The sequence below is a fragment of the Paenarthrobacter sp. FR1 genome (genome assembly GCF_051106045.1).
Taxonomy (GTDB): Bacteria; Actinomycetota; Actinomycetes; order Actinomycetales; family Micrococcaceae; genus Arthrobacter; species Arthrobacter nitroguajacolicus_A.
The window spans coordinates 23,894-43,861 of sequence record NZ_JBPFSF010000016.1 but is presented as its reverse complement, the minus strand read 5'-3'; the positions used below and the strand labels follow the sequence as shown (position 1 = coordinate 43,861).

Annotated in this window: 18 protein-coding genes; all 18 read left to right on the top strand. The window is 62.6% G+C overall.

Annotation, left to right across the window (positions count from 1 at the left end):
- Positions 1-358: 358 nt before the first annotated feature.
- The 18 genes from mraZ to ACR30Z_RS21850 all read left to right on the top strand — a co-directional run bounded on the left by mraZ (position 359) and on the right by ACR30Z_RS21850 (position 19,869).
- Positions 359-790 carry a division/cell wall cluster transcriptional repressor MraZ gene (mraZ, locus tag ACR30Z_RS21935; RefSeq protein ID WP_144652803.1) on the top strand — a complete coding sequence of 144 codons (432 nt, stop codon included), beginning with the start codon at positions 359-361 and terminating at the stop codon, positions 788-790.
- 166 nt (positions 791-956) lie between these two features.
- Positions 957-1,955, top strand: coding sequence for a 16S rRNA (cytosine(1402)-N(4))-methyltransferase RsmH (gene rsmH, locus ACR30Z_RS21930; protein WP_434374596.1), 999 nt, complete (start codon positions 957-959; stop codon positions 1,953-1,955).
- Entirely contained in the window at positions 1,952-2,614 is a 663-nt protein-coding gene (locus ACR30Z_RS21925; protein WP_144652801.1) for a hypothetical protein, read from the top strand. The genes rsmH and ACR30Z_RS21925 overlap by 4 nt, the downstream gene beginning before the upstream one ends.
- A gap of 42 nt (positions 2,615-2,656) precedes the next feature.
- Entirely contained in the window at positions 2,657-4,453 is a 1,797-nt protein-coding gene (locus ACR30Z_RS21920; RefSeq protein ID WP_434374595.1) for a peptidoglycan D,D-transpeptidase FtsI family protein, read from the top strand.
- 103 nt (positions 4,454-4,556) lie between these two features.
- Positions 4,557-6,191: a UDP-N-acetylmuramoyl-L-alanyl-D-glutamate--2,6-diaminopimelate ligase gene (locus ACR30Z_RS21915; protein ID WP_434374594.1), complete on the top strand. Its 1,635-nt coding sequence runs from the start codon at positions 4,557-4,559 to the stop codon at positions 6,189-6,191.
- A 6-nt stretch (positions 6,192-6,197) separates the two neighbouring features.
- Complete coding sequence (locus ACR30Z_RS21910) at positions 6,198-7,688, top strand: UDP-N-acetylmuramoyl-tripeptide--D-alanyl-D-alanine ligase (RefSeq protein ID WP_434374593.1); 1,491 nt, start codon at positions 6,198-6,200, stop codon at positions 7,686-7,688.
- Complete coding sequence (gene mraY, locus ACR30Z_RS21905) at positions 7,685-8,794, top strand: phospho-N-acetylmuramoyl-pentapeptide-transferase (RefSeq protein WP_144652797.1); 1,110 nt, start codon at positions 7,685-7,687, stop codon at positions 8,792-8,794. Before ACR30Z_RS21910 ends, mraY begins: the two co-directional genes overlap by 4 nt.
- Positions 8,776-10,365 (top strand): UDP-N-acetylmuramoyl-L-alanine--D-glutamate ligase, encoded by a 1,590-nt coding sequence (gene murD / locus ACR30Z_RS21900; RefSeq protein WP_434374592.1) that lies wholly within the window; start codon positions 8,776-8,778, stop codon positions 10,363-10,365. The genes mraY and murD overlap by 19 nt, the downstream gene beginning before the upstream one ends.
- A gap of 2 nt (positions 10,366-10,367) precedes the next feature.
- On the top strand, positions 10,368-11,669 hold the full coding sequence (gene ftsW, locus ACR30Z_RS21895) for a putative lipid II flippase FtsW (RefSeq protein WP_144652795.1): 1,302 nt from the start codon (positions 10,368-10,370) through the stop codon (positions 11,667-11,669).
- Between the two features lie 6 nt (positions 11,670-11,675).
- Positions 11,676-12,791, top strand: coding sequence for an undecaprenyldiphospho-muramoylpentapeptide beta-N-acetylglucosaminyltransferase (murG, locus tag ACR30Z_RS21890; RefSeq protein ID WP_434374591.1), 1,116 nt, complete (start codon positions 11,676-11,678; stop codon positions 12,789-12,791).
- Positions 12,788-14,158, top strand: a complete 1,371-nt coding sequence (gene murC / locus ACR30Z_RS21885; protein ID WP_434374590.1) for a UDP-N-acetylmuramate--L-alanine ligase — start codon at positions 12,788-12,790, stop codon at positions 14,156-14,158. Before murG ends, murC begins: the two co-directional genes overlap by 4 nt.
- Positions 14,151-15,074 carry an FtsQ-type POTRA domain-containing protein gene (locus tag ACR30Z_RS21880; RefSeq protein ID WP_434374589.1) on the top strand — a complete coding sequence of 308 codons (924 nt, stop codon included), beginning with the start codon at positions 14,151-14,153 and terminating at the stop codon, positions 15,072-15,074. The genes murC and ACR30Z_RS21880 overlap by 8 nt, the downstream gene beginning before the upstream one ends.
- A gap of 215 nt (positions 15,075-15,289) precedes the next feature.
- Positions 15,290-16,510, top strand: coding sequence for a cell division protein FtsZ (gene ftsZ / locus ACR30Z_RS21875; RefSeq protein WP_011774419.1), 1,221 nt, complete (start codon positions 15,290-15,292; stop codon positions 16,508-16,510).
- Positions 16,511-16,535: 25 nt separating this feature from the next.
- Positions 16,536-17,249 (top strand): polyphenol oxidase family protein, encoded by a 714-nt coding sequence (locus ACR30Z_RS21870; protein WP_434374588.1) that lies wholly within the window; start codon positions 16,536-16,538, stop codon positions 17,247-17,249.
- Positions 17,242-17,997 carry a YggS family pyridoxal phosphate-dependent enzyme gene (locus tag ACR30Z_RS21865; RefSeq protein WP_434374587.1) on the top strand — a complete coding sequence of 252 codons (756 nt, stop codon included), beginning with the start codon at positions 17,242-17,244 and terminating at the stop codon, positions 17,995-17,997. The genes ACR30Z_RS21870 and ACR30Z_RS21865 overlap by 8 nt, the downstream gene beginning before the upstream one ends.
- A gap of 85 nt (positions 17,998-18,082) precedes the next feature.
- Positions 18,083-18,619: a cell division protein SepF gene (locus ACR30Z_RS21860; RefSeq protein WP_026542515.1), complete on the top strand. Its 537-nt coding sequence runs from the start codon at positions 18,083-18,085 to the stop codon at positions 18,617-18,619.
- A 108-nt stretch (positions 18,620-18,727) separates the two neighbouring features.
- Complete coding sequence (locus ACR30Z_RS21855; RefSeq protein ID WP_144652789.1) at positions 18,728-19,015, top strand: YggT family protein; 288 nt, start codon at positions 18,728-18,730, stop codon at positions 19,013-19,015.
- A gap of 155 nt (positions 19,016-19,170) precedes the next feature.
- Positions 19,171-19,869: a DivIVA domain-containing protein gene (locus ACR30Z_RS21850; RefSeq protein ID WP_144652788.1), complete on the top strand. Its 699-nt coding sequence runs from the start codon at positions 19,171-19,173 to the stop codon at positions 19,867-19,869.
- Positions 19,870-19,968 lie beyond the last annotated feature (99 nt).

Here is a 19,968-nt window from a genome sequence, read left to right as displayed (position 1 = left end):
CGTTTAAGCGTAGTTTCCCCCCATCGCCGCAGAACCCCACTTCCCACCATTCACTCCACTTTCCGCCACCCAGGTCCCGTTTCCGCCACCCAGGTCCCGGAGTCGCACCGTCCGCTGGCCGCGCAGCTGTTCCCAGCGGAACGAATGGCTCTTCGGTCCCCGGCCTATGCACCCTCCCTCCACTTCGCCCCACGGCCGAGAAATCCGCGCGGATTCAGGGCGCCTGATTCTCAAAGTGGTGGAGAAACGCCTTCGATTGCGTTGACTGTGGGGCGTTGTGGAGTAAAGTGGAGTGCATAAGAGGGTAGTGGCAGCGTTGGGTATGTGCGGGCACCTTGACTGAGGGGCGGTGGGGCCAGTGTTTTTGGGTACTCACTCGCCGCGTCTCGATGAAAAGGGCCGGATCATACTTCCCGCCAAGTTCCGTGAGGAGCTTGCCGATGGATTGGTCCTCACCAGGGGGCAGGAACGCTGCATCTACGTCTTCAGCCAGAAGGAATTCGAACGCATTCACGAGTCGATGCGGGAGGCGCCATTGTCTTCCAAGCAGGCTCGTGACTACATCCGGGTTTTTCTGTCCGGGGCCTCTGACGAAGTACCTGACAAGCAGGGGCGAGTGACGATTCCTCCGGCGCTACGGGCATATGCAGGCCTTGGCCGGGAGCTGGCAGTTATTGGTGCCGGAACCCGGGCGGAGATCTGGGATGCCGAAGCTTGGAATGAGTACCTCAACGAGAAGGAAGCAGCCTTCTCGGAAACGGATGACGACAATCTGCCCGGGTTCATCTAACCGGTCGGAGGGAGCAGTAGTCCCGCTTCTTGAATGGGATCTCCAGCCGCCCATCGAACAGTCTTCCTGGCTCAACTTCCCCTGAGCCAGGCCGACCGAACGATAGGCGCGGATGGGGATCCGATTCAAGAAACAGCATGCAAGCGATTAGGAAAGAGGAGGCAGCGTGGAAGAGCAGGACGCGGCAAGGCCCACATCGGAACGCCACGTACCCGTCCTCAAAGACCGCTGCATCAATTTGCTTGCCCCTGGTTTCGAAGCAGCCAGGAAGCGTGGCGAGACGCCAGTGGCCATCGATGCCACGTTGGGTATGGGAGGCCATTCCGAGGCCATGTTGCAGCGATTCCCGGACCTTCATCTGCTGGGCATTGACCGCGATGAGGAAGCCCTCGCCTTGGCTGGCGCCCGCTTGGAACCGTTCTCGGCAAGGACCGACCTCGTTCATGCGGTCTACGACGAGATCGAGGACGTCCTGGCGGATCTGGGTATTCCTGAAGTCCACGGCATCCTCATGGACCTGGGTGTGTCCTCCCTGCAGCTGGATGAGCGCGAACGTGGATTCGCCTACTCTTACGATGCTCCCCTCGACATGCGCATGGACACCAGCCGCGGGCAAACCGCGGCCGATGTGGTCAACAACTACAGCGAAGACGAGTTGGTGCGCATAATCCGCAAGTGGGGCGAAGAAAAGTTTGCCGGGCGGATCGCCAACCGGATAGTCAACGCCCGGGCAGACAAACCGTTCGCAACCACAGGGGAGCTGGTGGAACAGATCCGCAGCGTTGTTCCCGCTGCTGCTGCTAAGAGCGGCGGACACCCTGCCAAGCGGACGTTCCAGGCGTTGCGGATTGAGGTCAACGAGGAACTCGATGTCTTGGAACGTGCAGTTCCGGCGGCTGTGGCAGCCACAGGCATGGGCGGGCGGATCGTGGTGATGTCCTATCACTCGCTGGAGGACAAGATCGTCAAGTCGGTCTTCCAGGCCGGATCCAAATCCTCTGCTCCGCTCGGGTTCCCCGTTGAGCTCGAGGAGCACAAACCTGAACTAAAGACCATTACCAAGGGCACGGAAGTGCCGACGGCAGCAGAGATAGCCGAAAACCCACGCGCGGCGTCTGCCCGCTTGAGGGCCGTGGAGCGCATCAAACCGAGGAGAGACGCATGAGCAACGCCGCAGCGAAGACATTGCCCTCCGTGGTGGGCAACACCGCCCGCGCTCTTCCGGCTCCTGCAGGAAGGCCCGACACCGGTCGAAAGTCCCGCACACCGCTGTCCGTTGTGCGAAGTGCACCGGGTAAGCGAAGGACACCATTCGTCGTACTGTGCTTCGTGGCCATGGCGGCCGCCCTTCTGACGGTCCTCGTCTTGAACATCTCAGTCTCGACGGCCCAGTACCAGCTGGTGCAACTGAAAGCCGAGGCCGCGACCCTCAACAAGGAAAACCAGGACCTGACACAGAGGAAGCAGAACTTCGAAGCTCCCCAGAATCTGGCAGCGAAGGCTGCAGAATTGGGGATGGTACCTTCCACTGTTAAAGGCCAGATCGACCTCAACACCATGGCAGTTACCGGAAAGGCGACGCCTGCGGTCAAGGGAGACAACCCCGGCGCCCAGTTGGCCCCGCCTGCCGTGGCGGGCATGCTCGATGTGGTGCCGTCGGTGACTACCAAGGATCCGTTGGAGAACCTCAAGCCCGTCACTCCGGTTGCACCGGTCACGCCGGCGGCCCCGGCCGGAACGCCGTCGGCCCCGGCATCAGCACCGCCGGTTGAACTCAACGGAGGGTCAGTCCCGGCCCCCCAGCAAAAGGCACCAGGGCAGTAGTCCATCAGTCCACTGAAGCAAGGCCAGCAGCAAGGAATCAACGTGGCGCAGAACCCCGGCAAATCGAAAAAGACGAAGACGCCGGCGGCAAGAAAGCGGTTGCGGGTTGGCCTCGGCATCATGCTGACGCTGCTGCTGGTGGTGGGCGGAAAGCTCTTCATGGTCCAGGGCCTGGACGTCGGCGGTATGGCTGAGGCTGCGTTGGCCAAGCGCCTGACGCCAATGGTCCTCCCCGCAGAGCGCGGAAAGATCGTCGATGCAAACGGCACCGTTCTTGCCAGCAGCGTCATCCGCTACAACCTCGTGGTGGACCAAGTGCTGAACACCAACACCCCCACCTTCAAGCGGTACAACGAAAAGACGGAGGAGATCGAGGAGATCTCCAGGGACCAGGGAATTTCGGAGCTCGCCGCGCTGCTGGGCTCGGACGTGGAGAAGATCCGCGAGGCAGTGACCGGCGACAAGAAGTACTTCGTGGTGGCCAAGGACGTCAAGCCCGAACTGGAGGACCGGATCTCCAAGCTCAATATCCCCGGTATTGTTCCGGAGGGTGTCAGCAAACGCGTGTACCCCAACGGCAGTGTGGCCGGCGGGGTGGTGGGTTTCCTCCAGGACGGTACCGCTGGGCAGGCGGGCATCGAGCAGACGCAGGACGAGATTCTCCGGGGCACGGAAGGCAAGCGTGTCTTCGAGATCGGAGCCGATGGCCTCAGAATTCCGGTGGCCACTGATGAGCTGACACCCGCTGTGGATGGCAGCGACGTAAAGCTGACCCTCAACACGGACATCCAGTATTTCGCGCAGCAGGCCATCCAGAGCCAAGTGAACAAGATGAACGCCGAATGGGGCTCCATCATTGTGATTGACACCAAGACCGGCAACCTCGTGGCCCTCGCGGACACCAACTCACCTGATCCCAACGACCCCGGCAAGGTGGACGCCAAGGACCGTGGAGTGCGCTCCGTAACGGCAGCCTACGAGCCCGGTTCCGTTCAGAAGATGATTACCGCTGCTGCGGCCATCGAAGAGGGAAAGTCCTTCCCCCTGGACCATTTCACCATTCCGACGTCCTACACCATCGACGGCCAGACGTTCACCGACGCATTCGAGCATGGCACTGAGGAACGTACCCTTGCGGGCATCCTGGGATGGTCCATGAACACCGGCACGGTGATGGTCGGCAGCCGGCTCACCAAGGAGCAGCGCTACGATTGGTTGAAGAAATTCGGCATCGGCGAGCAGACGGACATCGGCCTGCCCGCCGAAGCGACGGGCATCCTCGCCAAGCCAGATCAATGGGATGAGCGCCAGCAGTACACGGTGCTTTTCGGGCAAGGTGTGTCGCAGTCCACGCTGCAAACAGTGCGGGCCTTCCAGTCGATTGCCAATGACGGCGTGATGCTGCAGCCCAGGCTTATCGACAGCTACATCACTCCCGATGGTGGGGAGCAAAAAGTTCCGGCAAAAGACTCCCGCCAGGTGGTGTCCAAGGAAACGGCCCAGCAGGTGCGGGACATTCTGGAAAGCGCTGTGACCGAGGGCCAGATCAAGGATGCCGCCATCGACGGTTATCGCGTGGGCGCCAAGACGGGAACGTCACAGGCTCCCCGTGAGGACGGACTGCCCGGGTTCGACGGCTACACCGCCTCCATGGTGGGTATGGCACCCATGGACGACCCCCGTTTCATCGTCGAGGTCGTCTTACAGCGCCCCAAGGGAAACATCTACGGCGTCACCAATGGGCCGGTGTTCCGGTCCGTCATGTCGCAGGTCCTGCGGACCTACAATGTGCCGCCATCCACGGGGACACCCGCGCGGTTGCCCCAGTTCGTCAAGTAAGCTTCTTGGGCGTCTGTTTCGGCCTAAAAGTAGATCCACCACTAACGGCCCGGGCGCCGCTGGCCCCCAGCCGGTCGTTTCACGAGCACCAACGGAGAACCACGTGTCAGAGCACAATGAGGCAGCTGTCAATGCCACGACGACGGACGCCGGCCGGTCCGGCTTCCGTCCAGAGTCTGTGGCTGCGGTGTCCTTGGCCACCATTGCCGAAACGCTGGGCATTGCAGCTCCGGACGGCAGCCACCACAAGGGAGTGACGGGCATAACGCTCAACTCCAGGGCTGTCGAAGCCGGCGACCTCTATATGGCCTTGCCGGGCGCTTCTCGCCACGGTGCCGACTTCGTTCCGCAAGCCATCGACGCCGGTGCGGTCGCCGTCGTCACGGACGACGCCGGAGCGCGCCAGCTCGCCCTGGCCGGTGAGCAGCCGGTTCCGGTACTCATCGTCGAAGAGCCTCGTGCCGCCGTCGGGCGCTTGGCCGCATTGATTTACCGCAGCCAGCCTGCGGATGGCGGCTTCCCGTCGCTGTACGGCGTCACCGGCACCAACGGAAAGACCACCACCACCTACTTCATCAACTCGCTGCTGCGAGCCCTCGGCAAGACCGCCGGGCTCATTGGAACCATCGAGATTGTTGCCGGCGGCGAGCCCATCCCGAGTCTCTTGACCACGCCGGAGTCCACGGACGTCCATGCTTTGCTTGCCCTGATGCGTGAACGTGGGCTGGACGCGGCTTCCATGGAAGTTTCGTCCCATGCGATCTCTTACCACCGCGTGGACGGAGTGATGTTCGACGTTGCAGGCTTTACGAACCTCACACAAGACCACCTTGACCTGCACGGCAGCATGGAGGAGTACTTCCGAACCAAGGCAGAACTTTTCACTGCCGGCCGGGCACGGCACGCTGTGGTTACAGTTGACGACGACTGGGGGCGCAAGCTGGCGGAGGTGGCAGACATCCCGGTGACAACCCTCTCGGCAAAGGACGGCACCGACGCCCACTGGCGTGTGGCTTCCGTGTCGGCGCGCGGGCTGGGTTCGGAATTCGAACTCAGGCACGCGGACGGCAGGACGTTGCGCGTCCACACCGGCCTGCCGGGCGACTTCAATGTGGCCAACGCTGCGTTGGCCACCATCATGGTCCTGGCGTCGGGCGTGGAGATGGCGACGCTGCAGGCTGCTTTGGACGCCCATGACCCTTTCACCGTCGCAGTGCCCGGACGCATGCAGCTGGTCTCCACCGAACCGGCGTCGGTGGTTGATTTTGCCCACAATCCTGATGCCTTGGCGCGCGCCCTGGAAGCCGTTCGTTCCCCCGTGGAGGGTTCCCGGGTCATTGTGGTCTTCGGAGCGACGGGCCAGCGCGACCAAGGCAAGCGGCCCACCATGGGAGCCATCGCCGCACGTTTGGCTGACGTCGTGATCATCAGCGATGACGATCCCCACGATGAAGATGCTGCGGCTATTCGCGCCGATGTCCTGCAGGGCGCAGAGGCGGCGCGGGAATCTGAGCACCTGACCAGCCAGATCATCGAGTCCCACCCGAGGGATGCCGCCATCCGGTTGGCCGTCGAGATGGCCACTGCCAAGGACACGATCCTCATCGCCGGACGCGGCCACGAGGTGTGGCAAGAGGTTAAAGGGGTTAACTTGGCCTTGGATGACAGGGTTGAGTTGCGTGCCGCCTTGACATCCAAGGGATTCAGCGTTTCAACGGACCAGCGGATAGAGTCCTAAACCGAGATGATTGCACTAACTGCGGCGGAGATCGCCAACATCACCCATGGCCGATTGACCGGAGATACGGACATCGTCCCGACCTCTGTCGTCACTGATTCACGGGAAGCGACACCAGGTTCGCTGTACGTGGCCAAACCCGGCGAGAACGCCGACGGCCACGACTTCGTGGACGCCGCTTTCGAACGTGGTGCCGTTCTGGCCCTCGCCGAACGCGAAGTGGCCGATGCCCACGGCAGCCCCTATCCCGCCGTCGTGGTTGACGACGCTGTCCTCGCCATGGGTGCGTTGGCAGCCGAAGTCGTCCGCCGCATCCGTGCTGTCCGCGCGCAACGCGGCGAGGATTTTACCGTCATCGGCATCACCGGGTCCGCAGGCAAAACCACCACCAAGGACCTGCTTGCCGGCATACTGTCCACGGCGGGCGCTACTGTGGCGCCCCAGGGTTCCTACAACGGTGAGGTGGGTGTCCCGCTCACGGTTTTTGCCGCTGATGCCGATACCCGCTTCCTTGTCATCGAGATGGGCGCCACCGGCTTGGGCCATATCAAATACCTCGCAGAGATGGTCAAGCCGGACATCGGCGTGGTCCTGGTGGTTGGTACGGCGCACGCCGGGGAATTTGGCGGCGTGGAGAATATCGCCAAGACCAAGGGTGAACTGGTGGAAGCCCTTAGCGAACATGGCACCGCCGTGATCAACCTCGACGATGGCCGCGTGGCTGCCATGCGCTCCCGAACCAAAGCCAAGGTCCTCGGGTTCACGGCCTCGCCCGCCACCACTGAGGAAGTGGAAGCCCGCAACGTGGTGGTCAACTCCCAGGGCTACCCTGACTTCGACCTCATACTGCCCGACGGCGGCCCTGCAGTTCAGGTGCGAAGCCGCCTGATAGGCGGCCATCATGTGACCAATCTGTTGGCGGCTGCGTCGGCCGCGTTCGCGGCCGGCATCCCGGCAGCAGACATCGCCTCCTCGCTCAGCTCCCAGTCGGCGGCCAGCCGTTGGCGCATGGAGCGGATCGAGCGCGCTGACGGCGTCACCATCATCAACGATGCCTTCAATGCGAACCCGGAATCCATGCGGGCAGCCCTTCGTACCCTGGCCGATCTCGGCCAAGGTAGAAGGACGTGGGCTGTCCTGGGAGCCATGCTCGAACTGGGGGAGGACTCCATCCGCGAGCACACCGCGGTAGGCACCCAAGTGGTGCGGCTGAACATCTCCAGGCTGGTGGTGGTGGGCCGCGAGGCCCGTGCCCTCTACGTATCCGCCATCCAGGAAGGCTCCTGGGGCGATGAGTGCTCGTTCACCGAAACGGTGGATGAGGCATACGAACTCCTGCAGAAGGAACTGGAACCCGGCGACCTGGTCCTGTTCAAGTCCTCAAAGCGCGTCGGGCTAAGGCACCTGGGTGATCGGATAGCATTACCTCCACGGGCCGAGCCCACCGGAGAGAACGCGGCCGAAGACGCCGCAAGCGAAGGGAACGAGCTGCTGTGATTGCACTTTTGATCGGCGCCGGCGTCGCCCTTCTGGTGGCCTTGATTGGGACACCCCTGTTCATCAGGTTCCTCGTGGCTAAAAGCTACGGGCAATTCATCCGCGACGACGGACCAACCTCGCATCACACCAAGCGCGGCACGCCAACCATGGGCGGAACCGTGGTGGTTGCGGCCGTGCTCATCAGCTACTTCGTGACGCACCTGATCATGTGGATGATGAACCCCCGGTCTCCCGGGCCGTCCGCGTCCGGGCTCCTGCTGCTTTTCCTGATGGTCGGTATGGGGTTTGTGGGCTTCCTTGACGACTACATCAAGATCTCGAACAAGCGCAGCCTGGGGCTCAACGCCCGCGCAAAGCTGATCCTTCAGGCGGCCGTTGGCATTATCTTTGCGGTCTTGGTCCTGCAGTTCCCCAACGAGGACGGACTGCGTCCCGCATCAACGCAGATCTCGCTGGTTCGTGACATTCCCTGGTTGGATCTGGCCTTCGGCGGCACCGTGGTTGGCGCCATCCTGTTCGTGCTGTGGTCCAACCTGATCATCACCGCCGCCACCAACGGCGTAAACCTGACCGACGGGCTGGATGGCTTGGCCGCGGGCGCGTCCATCATGGTCTTCGGTGCCTACACCATCATGGGAATCTGGCAGAGCAACCAGGCGTGCGGTTCGCCGCGCCAGGCCGGCGGAGGGTGCTACCAAGTCCGTGACCCCATGGATCTTGCGCTGCTGGCTGCCATCCTCAGTGCGGCATTGGTGGGGTTCCTCTGGTGGAACACTTCGCCCGCCAAGATCTTCATGGGTGACACAGGTTCGCTGGCCATCGGAGGCGCCGTGGCTGCATTCGCCATCCTGTCGCGCACTGAACTCCTGCTGGCCTTCATCGGCGGCCTCTTCGTCCTGATCACTTTGTCCGTGATTATCCAGGTGGGCTTCTTCAAGCTCAGCGGCGGTAAACGTGTCTTCAAAATGGCGCCACTTCAACACCACTTTGAACTCAAGGGTTGGGCGGAAGTCACCGTAGTTGTCCGCTTCTGGATTCTGGCCGGTCTCTTCGTGGCCGCCGGCCTGGGAGTTTTCTACGCTGAATGGGTGGTGCTGCTGTGAACGCAACCCCGGAGACACCAACAACGTCCGCCGAAAGGCTCAAGGACCTTACCAGCTGGGATGCTGACTGGAGGGGCCTGCGCGTCGTCGTCACAGGGATTGGCCTGTCCGGCTTCTCCGCGGCGGACACGCTGATCGAGCTTGGTGCCAAGGTGGTGGTGGTGGACGCCGCCACCACCTCCAAGGCCGCAGCCCAAGCCGACACCCTGAAGATCGTGGGTGCCGTTGATGTGTTGCTCGGGGCGGAGGCAGTCAATGCCCTTCCCTTGATCGACGGTGCCTTGCCGGAGCTGGTGGTCACCTCGCCGGGATGGCGGCCCGACCAAGCCCTCCTGGCAGCTGCCAAGCGTAAGCACATAGCCGTCTGGGGCGACGTGGAACTGGCATGGCGGCTTCGGGTCCGTGCGGGACGCAAGACGGCCGATTGGCTCACGATTACGGGTACCAACGGCAAGACCACCACAGTAGGCATGACCGAATCCATGCTGCAGGCTGCCGGGCTCAAGGCAATCGCGGTCGGCAACGTCGGCACCCCTATCCTGGACGCCCTTCGGGACCCGGTCGACTACGACGCGTTCGCTGTTGAGCTCTCCAGCTTCCAGCTGCACTGGAGCCACTCGTTGTCCCCGGTGGCAAGCGTCTGCCTCAACGTTGCTGAAGACCATGTGGACTGGCACGGGTCCTATACCTCATACCTTGCCGACAAGGCCAAGGTGTACGAGAACACGCAAAAGGCTGCCATCTACAACGCCGAGCAAATCGAAACCGAACGCATGGTTGAGAACGCGGATGTTGTGGAAGGGTGCCGGGCCATCGGGTTCACCACCAACACTCCGGCCATCAGCATGCTCGGGGTGGTTGACGGCCTGCTGGTGGACCGCGCCTTCATTGCCGAGCGCAAGGACTCTGCCGCGGAACTGGCTGCCATGACCGATCTTGGTCCCGTGGCACCGCGCCATATGGTGGCCAACGCCCTGGCGGCTGCGGCACTGGTCCGCGCCTATGGGGTTGAGCCTGCTGCCGTGAAGCAGGGCTTGGCAAATTTCCTTCCGGGGGCCCACCGTATCCAGCTGGTGGCCAGCCAGAACGACATCCTGTGGATCAACGACTCCAAGGCAACGAATCCGCACGCAGCATCCGCTGCGCTGTCCGCGTTCCAGCAGGTGGTGTGGATTGCCGGTGGGCTTTCCAAGGGCGTCAACTACGACGACCTGGTCAAGGAACATGCATCCAGGCTGAAAGCCGTGGTGCTGATCGGAACCGACACGGAGGCGCTTGAAGGCTCCCTCCAGCGACACGCACCGGATGTCCCCGTGATAGCACCGCCCAAGGGCGACACTGAAGAGGTGCAGACCGCAGCCGGTAACGCAGCATCGCCGATCTATGGCGAGACCATCATGGCCCAGGCCGTGGCATCGGCAGCCGGCGTGGCAACCGCAGGCGATACCGTCCTGATGGCACCCGCTGCTGCATCCATGGATCAGTTCTCTTCCTACGCTCACCGTGGCGATGCTTTTATCCAGGCAGTTCGCGAGCTTGTGGAAGGGCAGGCAACGACCACCGAGGAGTAACAATGGTCAGCACGCCCACCCGCACCCGCGGCAAGGATCCCCGGGACGGGAAACCCAAGGCCACGCCGACGGCGGACAAACAGCCTTCCGGGCTCCGCAGGCACCTGCGCGGCTTCTGGGACGGCCTTGAAGGCAAGGGCTCAGCTCCCAACAGTTCCACCTACTACCTCATTCTTGGTTGTGCCCTGGCCTTGACAGCCATCGGCATCATGATGGTGTTGTCGGCCTCCAGTGTGGAAGCGATCTCCGAAGGCAAGTCGCCCTACGCGGATGCCCTCAAGCAGGCAATGTTCGGCGTCATCGGACTCGTTGGCATGTACGTGATCTCACGGACCAACGTGAACTGGATGAAGAGGTTGTCGTGGTGGGCGCTTGGCGCCGTCATTGTCCTCCTCGTCCTGGTCCAGGTCATGGGTAACAGCGTCAATGGCAACAAGAACTGGATCGACATCGGCGGAGTGACGCTCCAGCCTTCCGAGACGGCCAAACTCATCCTCTGTGTTTGGATTGCCGCGGTACTGGCGCGCAAGCAGAAACTCCTCAACCGCTGGTGGCATGTGATCATCCCCGTGGTGCCGGGCGCAGGCCTCGTCATTGGCCTCGTGATGCTCGGAAACGACCTTGGAACCGTGATCGTCATTGCCGCCATCACAGCGGCGGGCCTCTACTTTGCGGGCGTGCCCGGACGGATGCTGGCCATTGCCGGTGCCGTGGGAGTGGTGGGCGCCGTGCTGGGCACCATCAGCAGTGCCAACCGGATATGCCGCATCACCTCCTGGCTCGGGACGGCGTCCGCATCATGTACCGAGCAGTTCGATTTCGACTTCCAGTCCACCAACGGCATGTACGGGCTGGCGCAAGGAAGCTGGACGGGCCTGGGCCTGGGCCAGAGCCGACAGAAATACAACTGGTTGCCGGAAGCCCACAACGACTTCATCTTCGCCATCATCGGCGAGGAACTTGGCTTGGTAGGGACCATTGTGGTTCTGGTGCTTTTCGCGATTCTTGGCATCGCCATCTTCCGTGTGGTGGTCCGGCAGACGGATCCGTTCCAGCGCACCCTTGCGGGTGGAATCATGGTGTGGCTGCTGGGCCAGGCAAGCATGAACATGGCGGTGGTGACCCAGTTGCTTCCGGTGGTCGGTGTGCCGCTGCCCTTCATCTCCTACGGTGGCTCTGCACTCGTGATGTCGCTGTGCGGGGTGGGCGTAGTGTTGTCCTTGGCCCGCGGCCAACTGCCACCGCAGCAGCGTTCAGGGTTCCTTCCGCGCCTCATGTCCAAGACCGCACGAAAGCGTAAATAGCACTTCATGACTTTTGACTCCAACGCGTCTAAGCCTTTGTCCGTCGTCCTGGCCGGCGGCGGAACCGCCGGGCATATCAGCCCGCTGTTGGCCATCGCCGACGCCATCAAGGACAAGCGTCCGGACGCTGCCATCTTGACTGTTGGCACGCCGTCGGGCATGGAAACGCGGCTCATCCCGGCCGCCGGCTACGAGCTCGCCACCATCGACCGGGTTCCGTTTCCGCGACGACCCTCCGTAGACCTCCTGAAGCTTCCCGGACGACTGAGTGGAGCGGTACGCCAGGCCCGGCGCATCCTGGAGGAAGCGCAGGCTGATGTCCTCGTGGGGGTGGGCGGCTATGTCTGCACACCCATGTACCTTGCTGCCCGGAAACTCGGGATTCCCATCGTTATCCATGAAGCCAACATGAAGGCCGGCCTCGCCAACCGCGTGGGCGCCCGGTTCAGCAACTACGTTGCTGTGGCGTTTGCCGGAACACGGTTGCGGGGAGCACGCCACGTGGGCATGCCCATGCGCCGGGCCATCTCCGGCCTCGACCGGGCCAAGGCTGCACCTGCGGCCAAGTCACTGTTGGGGTTGGATCCGGAAAGGCCGGCTTTGATCGTCACGGGAGGCTCGTCCGGGGCGTTGAGCATCAATCGTTCCATAGCGGCCGCACTTCCGGCTCTGGCAGCTGCCGGAGTCCAAACCCTGCACATTACGGGCAACGGGAAGTCTGTCCTCAATGACGACGGCGAACTGCTGGCTGCCGACGGCTATCGCCAGGTTGAGTACGTGGACGGGATGGAGAACGTCTACGCAGCTGCCGATGTGCTTCTGGCCCGCGCGGGTGCTGGAACCGTCAGCGAAGCAGCGGCGGTAGGAGTTCCGGCCGTGTTCGTGCCGCTGCCGATCGGAAACGGGGAGCAGGCACTGAACGCGGCTCCGTTGGTGAGCGCCGGTGGCGCTCTCCTGGTGGACGATAAGGACCTCAGCCCGGAATGGCTCGAAAGCGAACTCATTCCACTGCTGTCCGACCACGGCAGGCTCCGCGAAATGGCCCGCAAGTCCGAGGCCCTCGGTATCAGAAACGCCGATCAGCGCATGGCTGATCTTGTCTTGGAAGCGGTAAACGCATGACCACCAGCATCGCCCCCCTCGAATCCCTGGGACGCGTCCACTTCATTGGCATCGGCGGAGTGGGAATGTCCGCCGTCGCCCGGATCATGGTGGCGCGGGGTGTCCCTGTCAGCGGAACGGATGGCAAAGACTTGCCGGTCATGCACGACCTCGCCGCGGCTGGTGCGCGCATAGCCGTGGGATACGACGCAGAAAACCTGGGCGATGCGCAGACGATCGTGGCCGGCTCGGCCATCCGCGCCGATAATCCGGAGCTCACGGCGGCGCGGGCTGCAGGACTGCCCGTGTTGCACCGGTCCGAAGCCCTGGCTGCCACCATGGCCGGTCACCGGGTGGTTACAGTGGCGGGTACGCACGGTAAGTCCACCACCACCTCCATGATCGCCGTCCTGCTCAAGGAAGCAGGCGTTGATCCCTCCTTTGCCATTGGAGCGAACGTCCCGGCACTCGGTGTGAACGCCGCACACGGGGCTTCGGACATCTTCGTTGCCGAGGCCGACGAGTCGGATGGTTCCTTCCTCAACTATCGGCCGCTGATCGCCGTCGTCACCAACGTCGAGGCCGACCACCTGGACCACTATGGAACTCCCGAAGCAGTCTTTGCCTCGTTTGACAGCTTCGCGGCCCTCCTGCCGCCCGAAGGTATTCTCCTGGTTTGCGCCGATGATGCCGGCGCCCGCGCGCTGGCGGACCGTACTGCTTCGAAGGGAACCACCCGGGTACTGACGTACGGAACAGCGGACGACGCCGACATCCGGCTTCACGACGCTGGTCCAGGAGATGTCTCGGTGGCTGTCGCGGGCGAAGTCCACCGGCTCGAACTGCAGGTACCCGGGCGCCACAATGCCCTGAATGCGGCAGCGGCGTTCGCGGTCGCCGTCGAACTCGGGGTGGCACCTGATGCCGCAGCAGCGGCGTTGGCCCACTTTACAGGGGCCTCGCGGCGGTTTGAACTCAAAGGCCAGGGCAGGGGAGTGCGGGTCTACGACGACTACGCCCACCACCCCACGGAAGTTCGGGCGGCACTCTCGGCGGCGCGTTCAGTCGCGGCCGGCAACAAAGTGCATGTCCTCTTCCAACCGCACCTGTTCTCGCGCACCCGTGAGTTCGCCGACGAGTTTGCGGAGGCCCTGAACTCAGCGGACACGGCTCTGGTCCTGGACATCTATCCGGCCCGCGAAGATCCCATTCCGGGGGTCACCAGTGCATTGATCACCGATCATTTGTCCACTGGCCGCCTTGTTTCCGCAGACGAAGCCGTGAGGGCAATAGCCACAGTCGCAGGCGAAGGTGACGTGGTCCTGACAGTGGGCGCGGGAGACGTTACTGCGTACGGACCCGTGATCGTGGAGGCGCTGGGTGGCTAGTACCCGCAAGCCGACGTATAAACCGGCCACGGATACGGGCCAGCCGACCGCCGGCCGCCCCCGGAGCAAAGACTCCGGGACCGTCATCAGCGCCCAGCGTTCCCTTGAACCTGGTGTGACGCCAGCAGTTAAATCAACAGGTTCCGCCAATCCGGTAGATAAGAATTCGAAGTCCGGCAAGGCAACTCCACCGGGCAACGTCATTGCCTTTCCGGAGCCAAAGGGAAAACGCCAGCGGAGGCTGGTGCTGTGGACGCTTTCCATCGTCGCGGCGTTTGTTGCGGCGCTCATCGCCGGTGCCGTGTATTCGCCGGTCCTCGCAGTCCGGACCGTCACTGTGGACGGAACCACCCTGTTGACTCCTGATGCCGTGCAGAAGGCTCTCTCGGGGCTGGAAGGCAAGCCACTGCCCCAGGTCAGCGAGCAGGAGATCAACGAGCTCCTGAAGCCTCTGGTCCAAGTTCGGTCGGCCACTATGGAGGCGCGGCCACCTTCGGAATTGTTGGTTCATGTCAACGAACGTGTTCCGGTAGCGCTGCTGAAACAGGGCGACTCTTTTGTCATGGTTGACGTGGACGGCGTTCAGCTCGGTGCCACCAAGGACCAGTCCGCGGTGGCCCTGCCGTTGATCGACGCCGGCGCGGGTGCGACCAAGACGGAGCTCTTCAAGGCAATTGCTGCTGTCCTGGACACCTTGCCGGCCGACGTACTGGCCAGGATGTCCACCGCTTCGGCAGCCTCCGCGGATGCGGTGGAGCTCAAACTGGTGGACGGAAAGACGGTAGTGTGGGGCAATGCCGAGGACAGGGAATTGAAGGCGAAGGCACTTGAAGCGCTGCTAAAGATGCCGGCAGATCCGAAGGTTCCCGTGCGTGTCTACGACGTCAGCGTCCCACGGCATCCATTCACCAAATAAGCAGTTTGAGAACGTAACCTCCGGCCGTCGGTGGCCTTATTTCGCGACAATCACACGACACGCGCAAGCGGTCATTGCATGTGCGAACCATAGGAAATACCGTCGCAGTAGAGTTACTTGACATAACTATAACCTTCAACTAGAGGGTTAAGGTCCAAGAATTCAAGTTGGACTCGATCAGTTTCGCTATAGGACACAAGCAAGGGGCACGAAACGTGGCAGCACCGCAGAATTACTTGGCCGTCATCAAGGTCGTCGGCATCGGCGGCGGTGGCGTGAACGCAGTCAACCGCATGATCGAGGTCGGCCTTCGGGGCGTCGAGTTCATCGCCATCAATACTGACGCGCAGGCGCTGCTCATGAGCGACGCCGACGTCAAGCTTGACGTCGGACGTGAACTCACGCGTGGACTCGGAGCCGGCGCCAACCCCGAAGTCGGCAAGCAGGCCGCCGAGGACCACGCCGACGAGATCGAAGAAGTTCTCCGCGGCGCTGACATGGTCTTCGTCACGGCCGGCGAAGGCGGTGGCACCGGTACCGGTGGCGCCCCCGTGGTGGCGCGCATCGCGCGTTCCCTGGGTGCGCTGACCATTGGTGTGGTGACCCGTCCGTTCACCTTCGAAGGCCGCCGCCGTGCAGGTTCCGCCGAAGCCGGCATTGACGCGCTTCGCGACGAAGTCGACACCCTGATCGTCATCCCCAACGATCGCCTCCTGTCCATCAGCGATCGCAACGTCTCCGTCCTGGACGCTTTCCGCTCCGCGGACCAGGTGCTCCTCTCCGGCGTGCAGGGCATCACCGACCTGATCACCACCCCGGGCTTGATCAACCTCGACTTTGCCGACGTCAAGTCGGTCATGCAGGGTGCAGGATCAGCCCTGATGGGCATCGGTTCCGCCCGCGGTGAAGACCGTGCGGTCAAGGCTGCCGAACTTGCCATCGCCTCCCCGCTCCTGGAGGCCTCCATTGACGGCGCCCACGGTGTCCTGCTCTCCATCCAGGGTGGTTCGGATCTCGGCCTGTTCGAAATCAATGAAGCAGCCCGACTGGTGCAGGAAGTGGCGCACCCCGAGGCCAACATCATCTTCGGTGCGGTCATTGACGACGCCTTGGGCGATGAGGCCCGTGTGACGGTCATTGCTGCAGGTTTCGACGACGTCAAGGCAACCTCGCCCTCCATGGACCAGTCGCGTCCGGCGCAAAACCCCGTGCCCTCGGATCGTCCCGCTGCACCGAGCAGCGCACCTTCCAGTGCCGCTGCACCCCAGCACGCAACGGCAGGTATCGGTGCCGCGGGCTTGAGCAATTGGGGTCAGCAGCGCCCGTCCGCGCTGCCTGCTGACTCGGGCTTCGACGTCGACCTTCCGGCCGTGGTGGAGCCCGACCTGTCGGGTAGTCGCTCGGACGACCTCGACGTCCCCGACTTCCTGAAGTAAGCCGCGTTCGGAGAGTCAGTACCTGGTGTTTTGGTGGCGCAATGAAGTTCGGCCCGGCGTTTCTGTAGCCTTCACGGATGCAGGCGCCGGGAACCTGGCTCTCCACGTAGGGGACAACCCTGAGGAAGTGAGCGCACGGCGAACCCGCCTCGCGCACGCGGCGGGGTTGGGTGCGCGGCAGTTCCAATACATGAATCAAGTCCATGGCAACACGGTGGAGTTCATCGCTGCCATTGGGCCCGGACCCACTGCCGACGCCATGGTTTCAGCTTCCACGGATTCCCCGGGGGCGGCGCAGCCGTTGGCTGTCATGGTGGCCGATTGCGTGCCCGTGGTGTTCGCAGGCGTGGACGCCAACAATGACCCCATCATTGCCGTGGCCCACGCGGGACGCCCCGGCGTTGCTTCGGCCATCGTGGGGGCCACTATCGCTGGAATGCGTAGCCGCGGCGCCGTGGACATCAGCGCCTGGCTGGGTCCTTCAATTTGCGGTTCCTGCTACGAGGTGCCGGAACAACTGCGTACCGACGTCGCGGCGAAAGTCCCGGCCACCTGGTCCACCACGTCGTGGGGAACTCCCGCCCTGGACCTGCCCGCGGGTGTGCGGGCGCAATTGGCTGCATTGGATGTTCCTGTGGCTTATGCGGGGGAGTGCACCCTCGAAAATGATTCCCTTTTCTCTTACCGGCGCGAGTCCCGCACCGGTCGATTCGCAGGTTTGGTGTGGACGCATGACTAGCACTGGACACGACCACCGGCCGCAGGCTGCCGGTGGCGATGCCCGTACCGCTGAGCTCGCTGGGCGGCTGGAGGTGGTCAGGAGCCGGATCGAGGCAGCGGCGGCCGCTGCCGGACGAAGTGATGTCCCGCAGTTGATCGTCGTGACCAAGTTTCATCCGGCTGCCGACGTCCGCCGCTTGGCTGCACTTGGCGTTGGCGACTTTGGTGAGAACCGCGACCAGGAAGCAGCGTCCAAAACCGCGGAGCTGGCCGACCTTGATGTGCGATGGCATTTCATCGGGCAGCTTCAAAGCAACAAGGCAAAGTCCGTTGCCAAGTATGCGGCGTCCGTCCAGTCGATTGATCGGCCCCAGCTTGTTGACGCGTTGTCCAAGGCCGTCGCCAGGGAGCAGGATTCTACGGGGCGGAGCGACCTTGACTGCTTCGTTCAGGTCAGTTTGGAGGACGACGCCGGTGCGCACCGCGGCGGTGCCGCTCCGGCCGACGTGGAACTGCTTGCAGCCAGGATCGAGTCGGCCATTGGCCTGCGGTTGGCAGGGCTGATGGCCGTGGCACCCCTCGGTGCCGATCCTGAGGCGGCATTCAACAAGCTGGCCGCAATTTCAGAGGCGCTCCGCGTGGCGCATCCGGCTGCTGCCGGCATCTCCGCCGGAATGAGCCAGGACCTGGAAGCAGCCGTGAAGTTCGGGGCGACACACCTGCGAATTGGCTCCGATATTCTGGGTTCGCGTCCGGCCGTGGGGTAGCGTCAAAGTATTGGAATGACGGGCCGGGGTTCCAATATGTCAAGTCATGGCGGCCCGCCTACTGCAGAAACGATAGGAGTGCACCATGGCTGGCGCTCTGCGCAAGACAATGATCTATCTTGGGCTCGCCGACGGCGATGAACACTACGAATCTGAGCAGGCCGTCGCCTCGCACCACGACGAAGAACGCCCCCAGGCACAGGAACGGGAAGAGCGCCGGGCGCCTGCTCCCGTCCGGGAAGTTGTCCGTGAAATGCCCACTGTTGATGCCGAAGAGGAATACCGCGCACCCGTGACACCCATCAAGCGTGCGGCGTCCAGCCGCGAAGATGCCTCGGGCCTGAGGCAGATCACCACCGTTCATCCCCGTTCGTACAACGATGCCAAGGTCATCGGTGAAAGCTTCAGGGATGGCATTCCGGTCATCATGAACGTCACCGACATGGGTGAAGCCGACGCCAAGCGCCTTGTGGACTTCTCGGCCGGGTTGGTCTTTGGCCTGCATGGGAGTATCGAGAGGGTGACCAATAAGGTCTTCCTGTTGTCGCCGTCGTACGTCGAGGTCATCGGAGATGACAAGAAGGCCAGCGAAACGCAGGCCAGCTTCTTCAACCAGAGCTGACACCAGATTTTTTCGCGGATGCCAGGCGGGTCAACCTGCCTGGCATCTGTGTTGCAATAGTAGGGACCGATCGGCATTCCGGAACAAGTGGGAGATCTGAGCTAACTCGTGGGCATTGTTTTCGGCCTTATCTATATTGTGTTGTTGCTGTTCTTCATTGCCTTGATCATCCGACTCATCTTTGAGTGGGTGCAGATGTTCGCCCGCCAGTGGCGTCCGCGGGGTGTGGCATTGGTAACAGCCCATGTGGTCTACTCCGTGACGGATCCTCCGCTGGGGAGGCTCCGCAAACTGATACCGCCCCTCCAGCTGGGTGGAATTTCCTTGGACTTGGGGTTCCTGATCCTGATTGTTGTAGTTGTAATCGCCATGAACGTGGCTGGCGGCTTGGCATAGCTGCCCGCGGAACCCGGACCACCGATGGTCCAAAGGCCGCAAATTCTCCAATTCAACACGATGGTGTTGAATTGGAGGAACCAGATGATATTTAGGTACCGTAGTTTTGAACGGCCGGAAGGCCTACTGACTAACTAGACCAACGAGGTGACCAGATGGCTTTGACGCCAGAAGACGTTGTCAACAAGCGCTTTCAGCCGACCAAGTTCCGCGAAGGCTACGACCAGGACGAGGTAGACGACTTCCTCGACGAGATCGTGGTGGAACTTCGCCGCTTGAACCAGGAGAATGACGAACTTCGCAAGAAGCTCGGCGAAGCCGGTTCGGCTGTGCCTGCTGCAACTGCTGCGGCTCCGGTCGTCGAGAAGGTTCCGGCCCCGGTCAAGGTCGACAAGGAAGCTGAGGCCAAGGCGGAAGCCGAGGCCAAGGCTGCCGAAGCTGCCAAGAAGAAGGAAGCCGAGCAGGCCGCCGCTGCCGCTGCCGCTGCCAAGGCTCCCGCTGCAAGCAACGGTGTCACCCCCTCCGCTGAATCCGCTGCAGGACTGCTGGCCATGGCTCAGCAGATGCACGACAAGCACGTTTCGGACGGCGCGCAGCAGAAGGAAAAGATCATTGCGGAGGCTCAGATCGAGGCTTCCAGCCTCGTCAACGATGCCCAGGAAAAGTCCCGCAAGATCCTTGGTGCCCTCGAGCAGCAGCGCTCCGTTCTCGAGCGCAAGGTGGAACAGCTCCGCGGCTTCGAGCGCGACTACCGCTCCCGCCTGAAGGCTTACATCGAAGGCCAGTTGCGCGACCTCGACGCCCGTGGTTCCGTCGCTGCCCCTGAGGTCGGCGAAGCTACCGCAGACGTTTAGCAAGTATTCTGAAAGCCGGTGGCTGAGGACTCCTCGGCCGCCGGCTTTTGCTGTTAACTACCCTGATGGCAAACCTCCACGCTTCACGAATGAAAGCAC

Bases quoted from the DNA above. Each gene is read 5' to 3' on its own strand.
- ACR30Z_RS21860 (WP_026542515.1), top strand. From the start codon at position 18,083: ATGGCTGGCGCTCTGCGCAAGACAATGATCTATCTTGGGCTCGCCGAC.
- murG (WP_434374591.1), top strand. From the start codon at position 11,676: ATGACTTTTGACTCCAACGCGTCTAAGCCTTTGTCCGTCGTCCTGGCC.
- ACR30Z_RS21910 (WP_434374593.1), top strand. From the start codon at position 6,198: ATGATTGCACTAACTGCGGCGGAGATCGCCAACATCACCCATGGCCGA.
- ACR30Z_RS21850 (WP_144652788.1), top strand. From the start codon at position 19,171: ATGGCTTTGACGCCAGAAGACGTTGTCAACAAGCGCTTTCAGCCGACC.
- murD (WP_434374592.1), top strand. From the start codon at position 8,776: ATGGGTGGTGCTGCTGTGAACGCAACCCCGGAGACACCAACAACGTCC.
- ACR30Z_RS21865 (WP_434374587.1), top strand. From the start codon at position 17,242: ATGACTAGCACTGGACACGACCACCGGCCGCAGGCTGCCGGTGGCGAT.
- ftsW (WP_144652795.1), top strand. From the start codon at position 10,368: ATGGTCAGCACGCCCACCCGCACCCGCGGCAAGGATCCCCGGGACGGG.
- murC (WP_434374590.1), top strand. From the start codon at position 12,788: ATGACCACCAGCATCGCCCCCCTCGAATCCCTGGGACGCGTCCACTTC.
- ACR30Z_RS21925 (WP_144652801.1), top strand. From the start codon at position 1,952: ATGAGCAACGCCGCAGCGAAGACATTGCCCTCCGTGGTGGGCAACACC.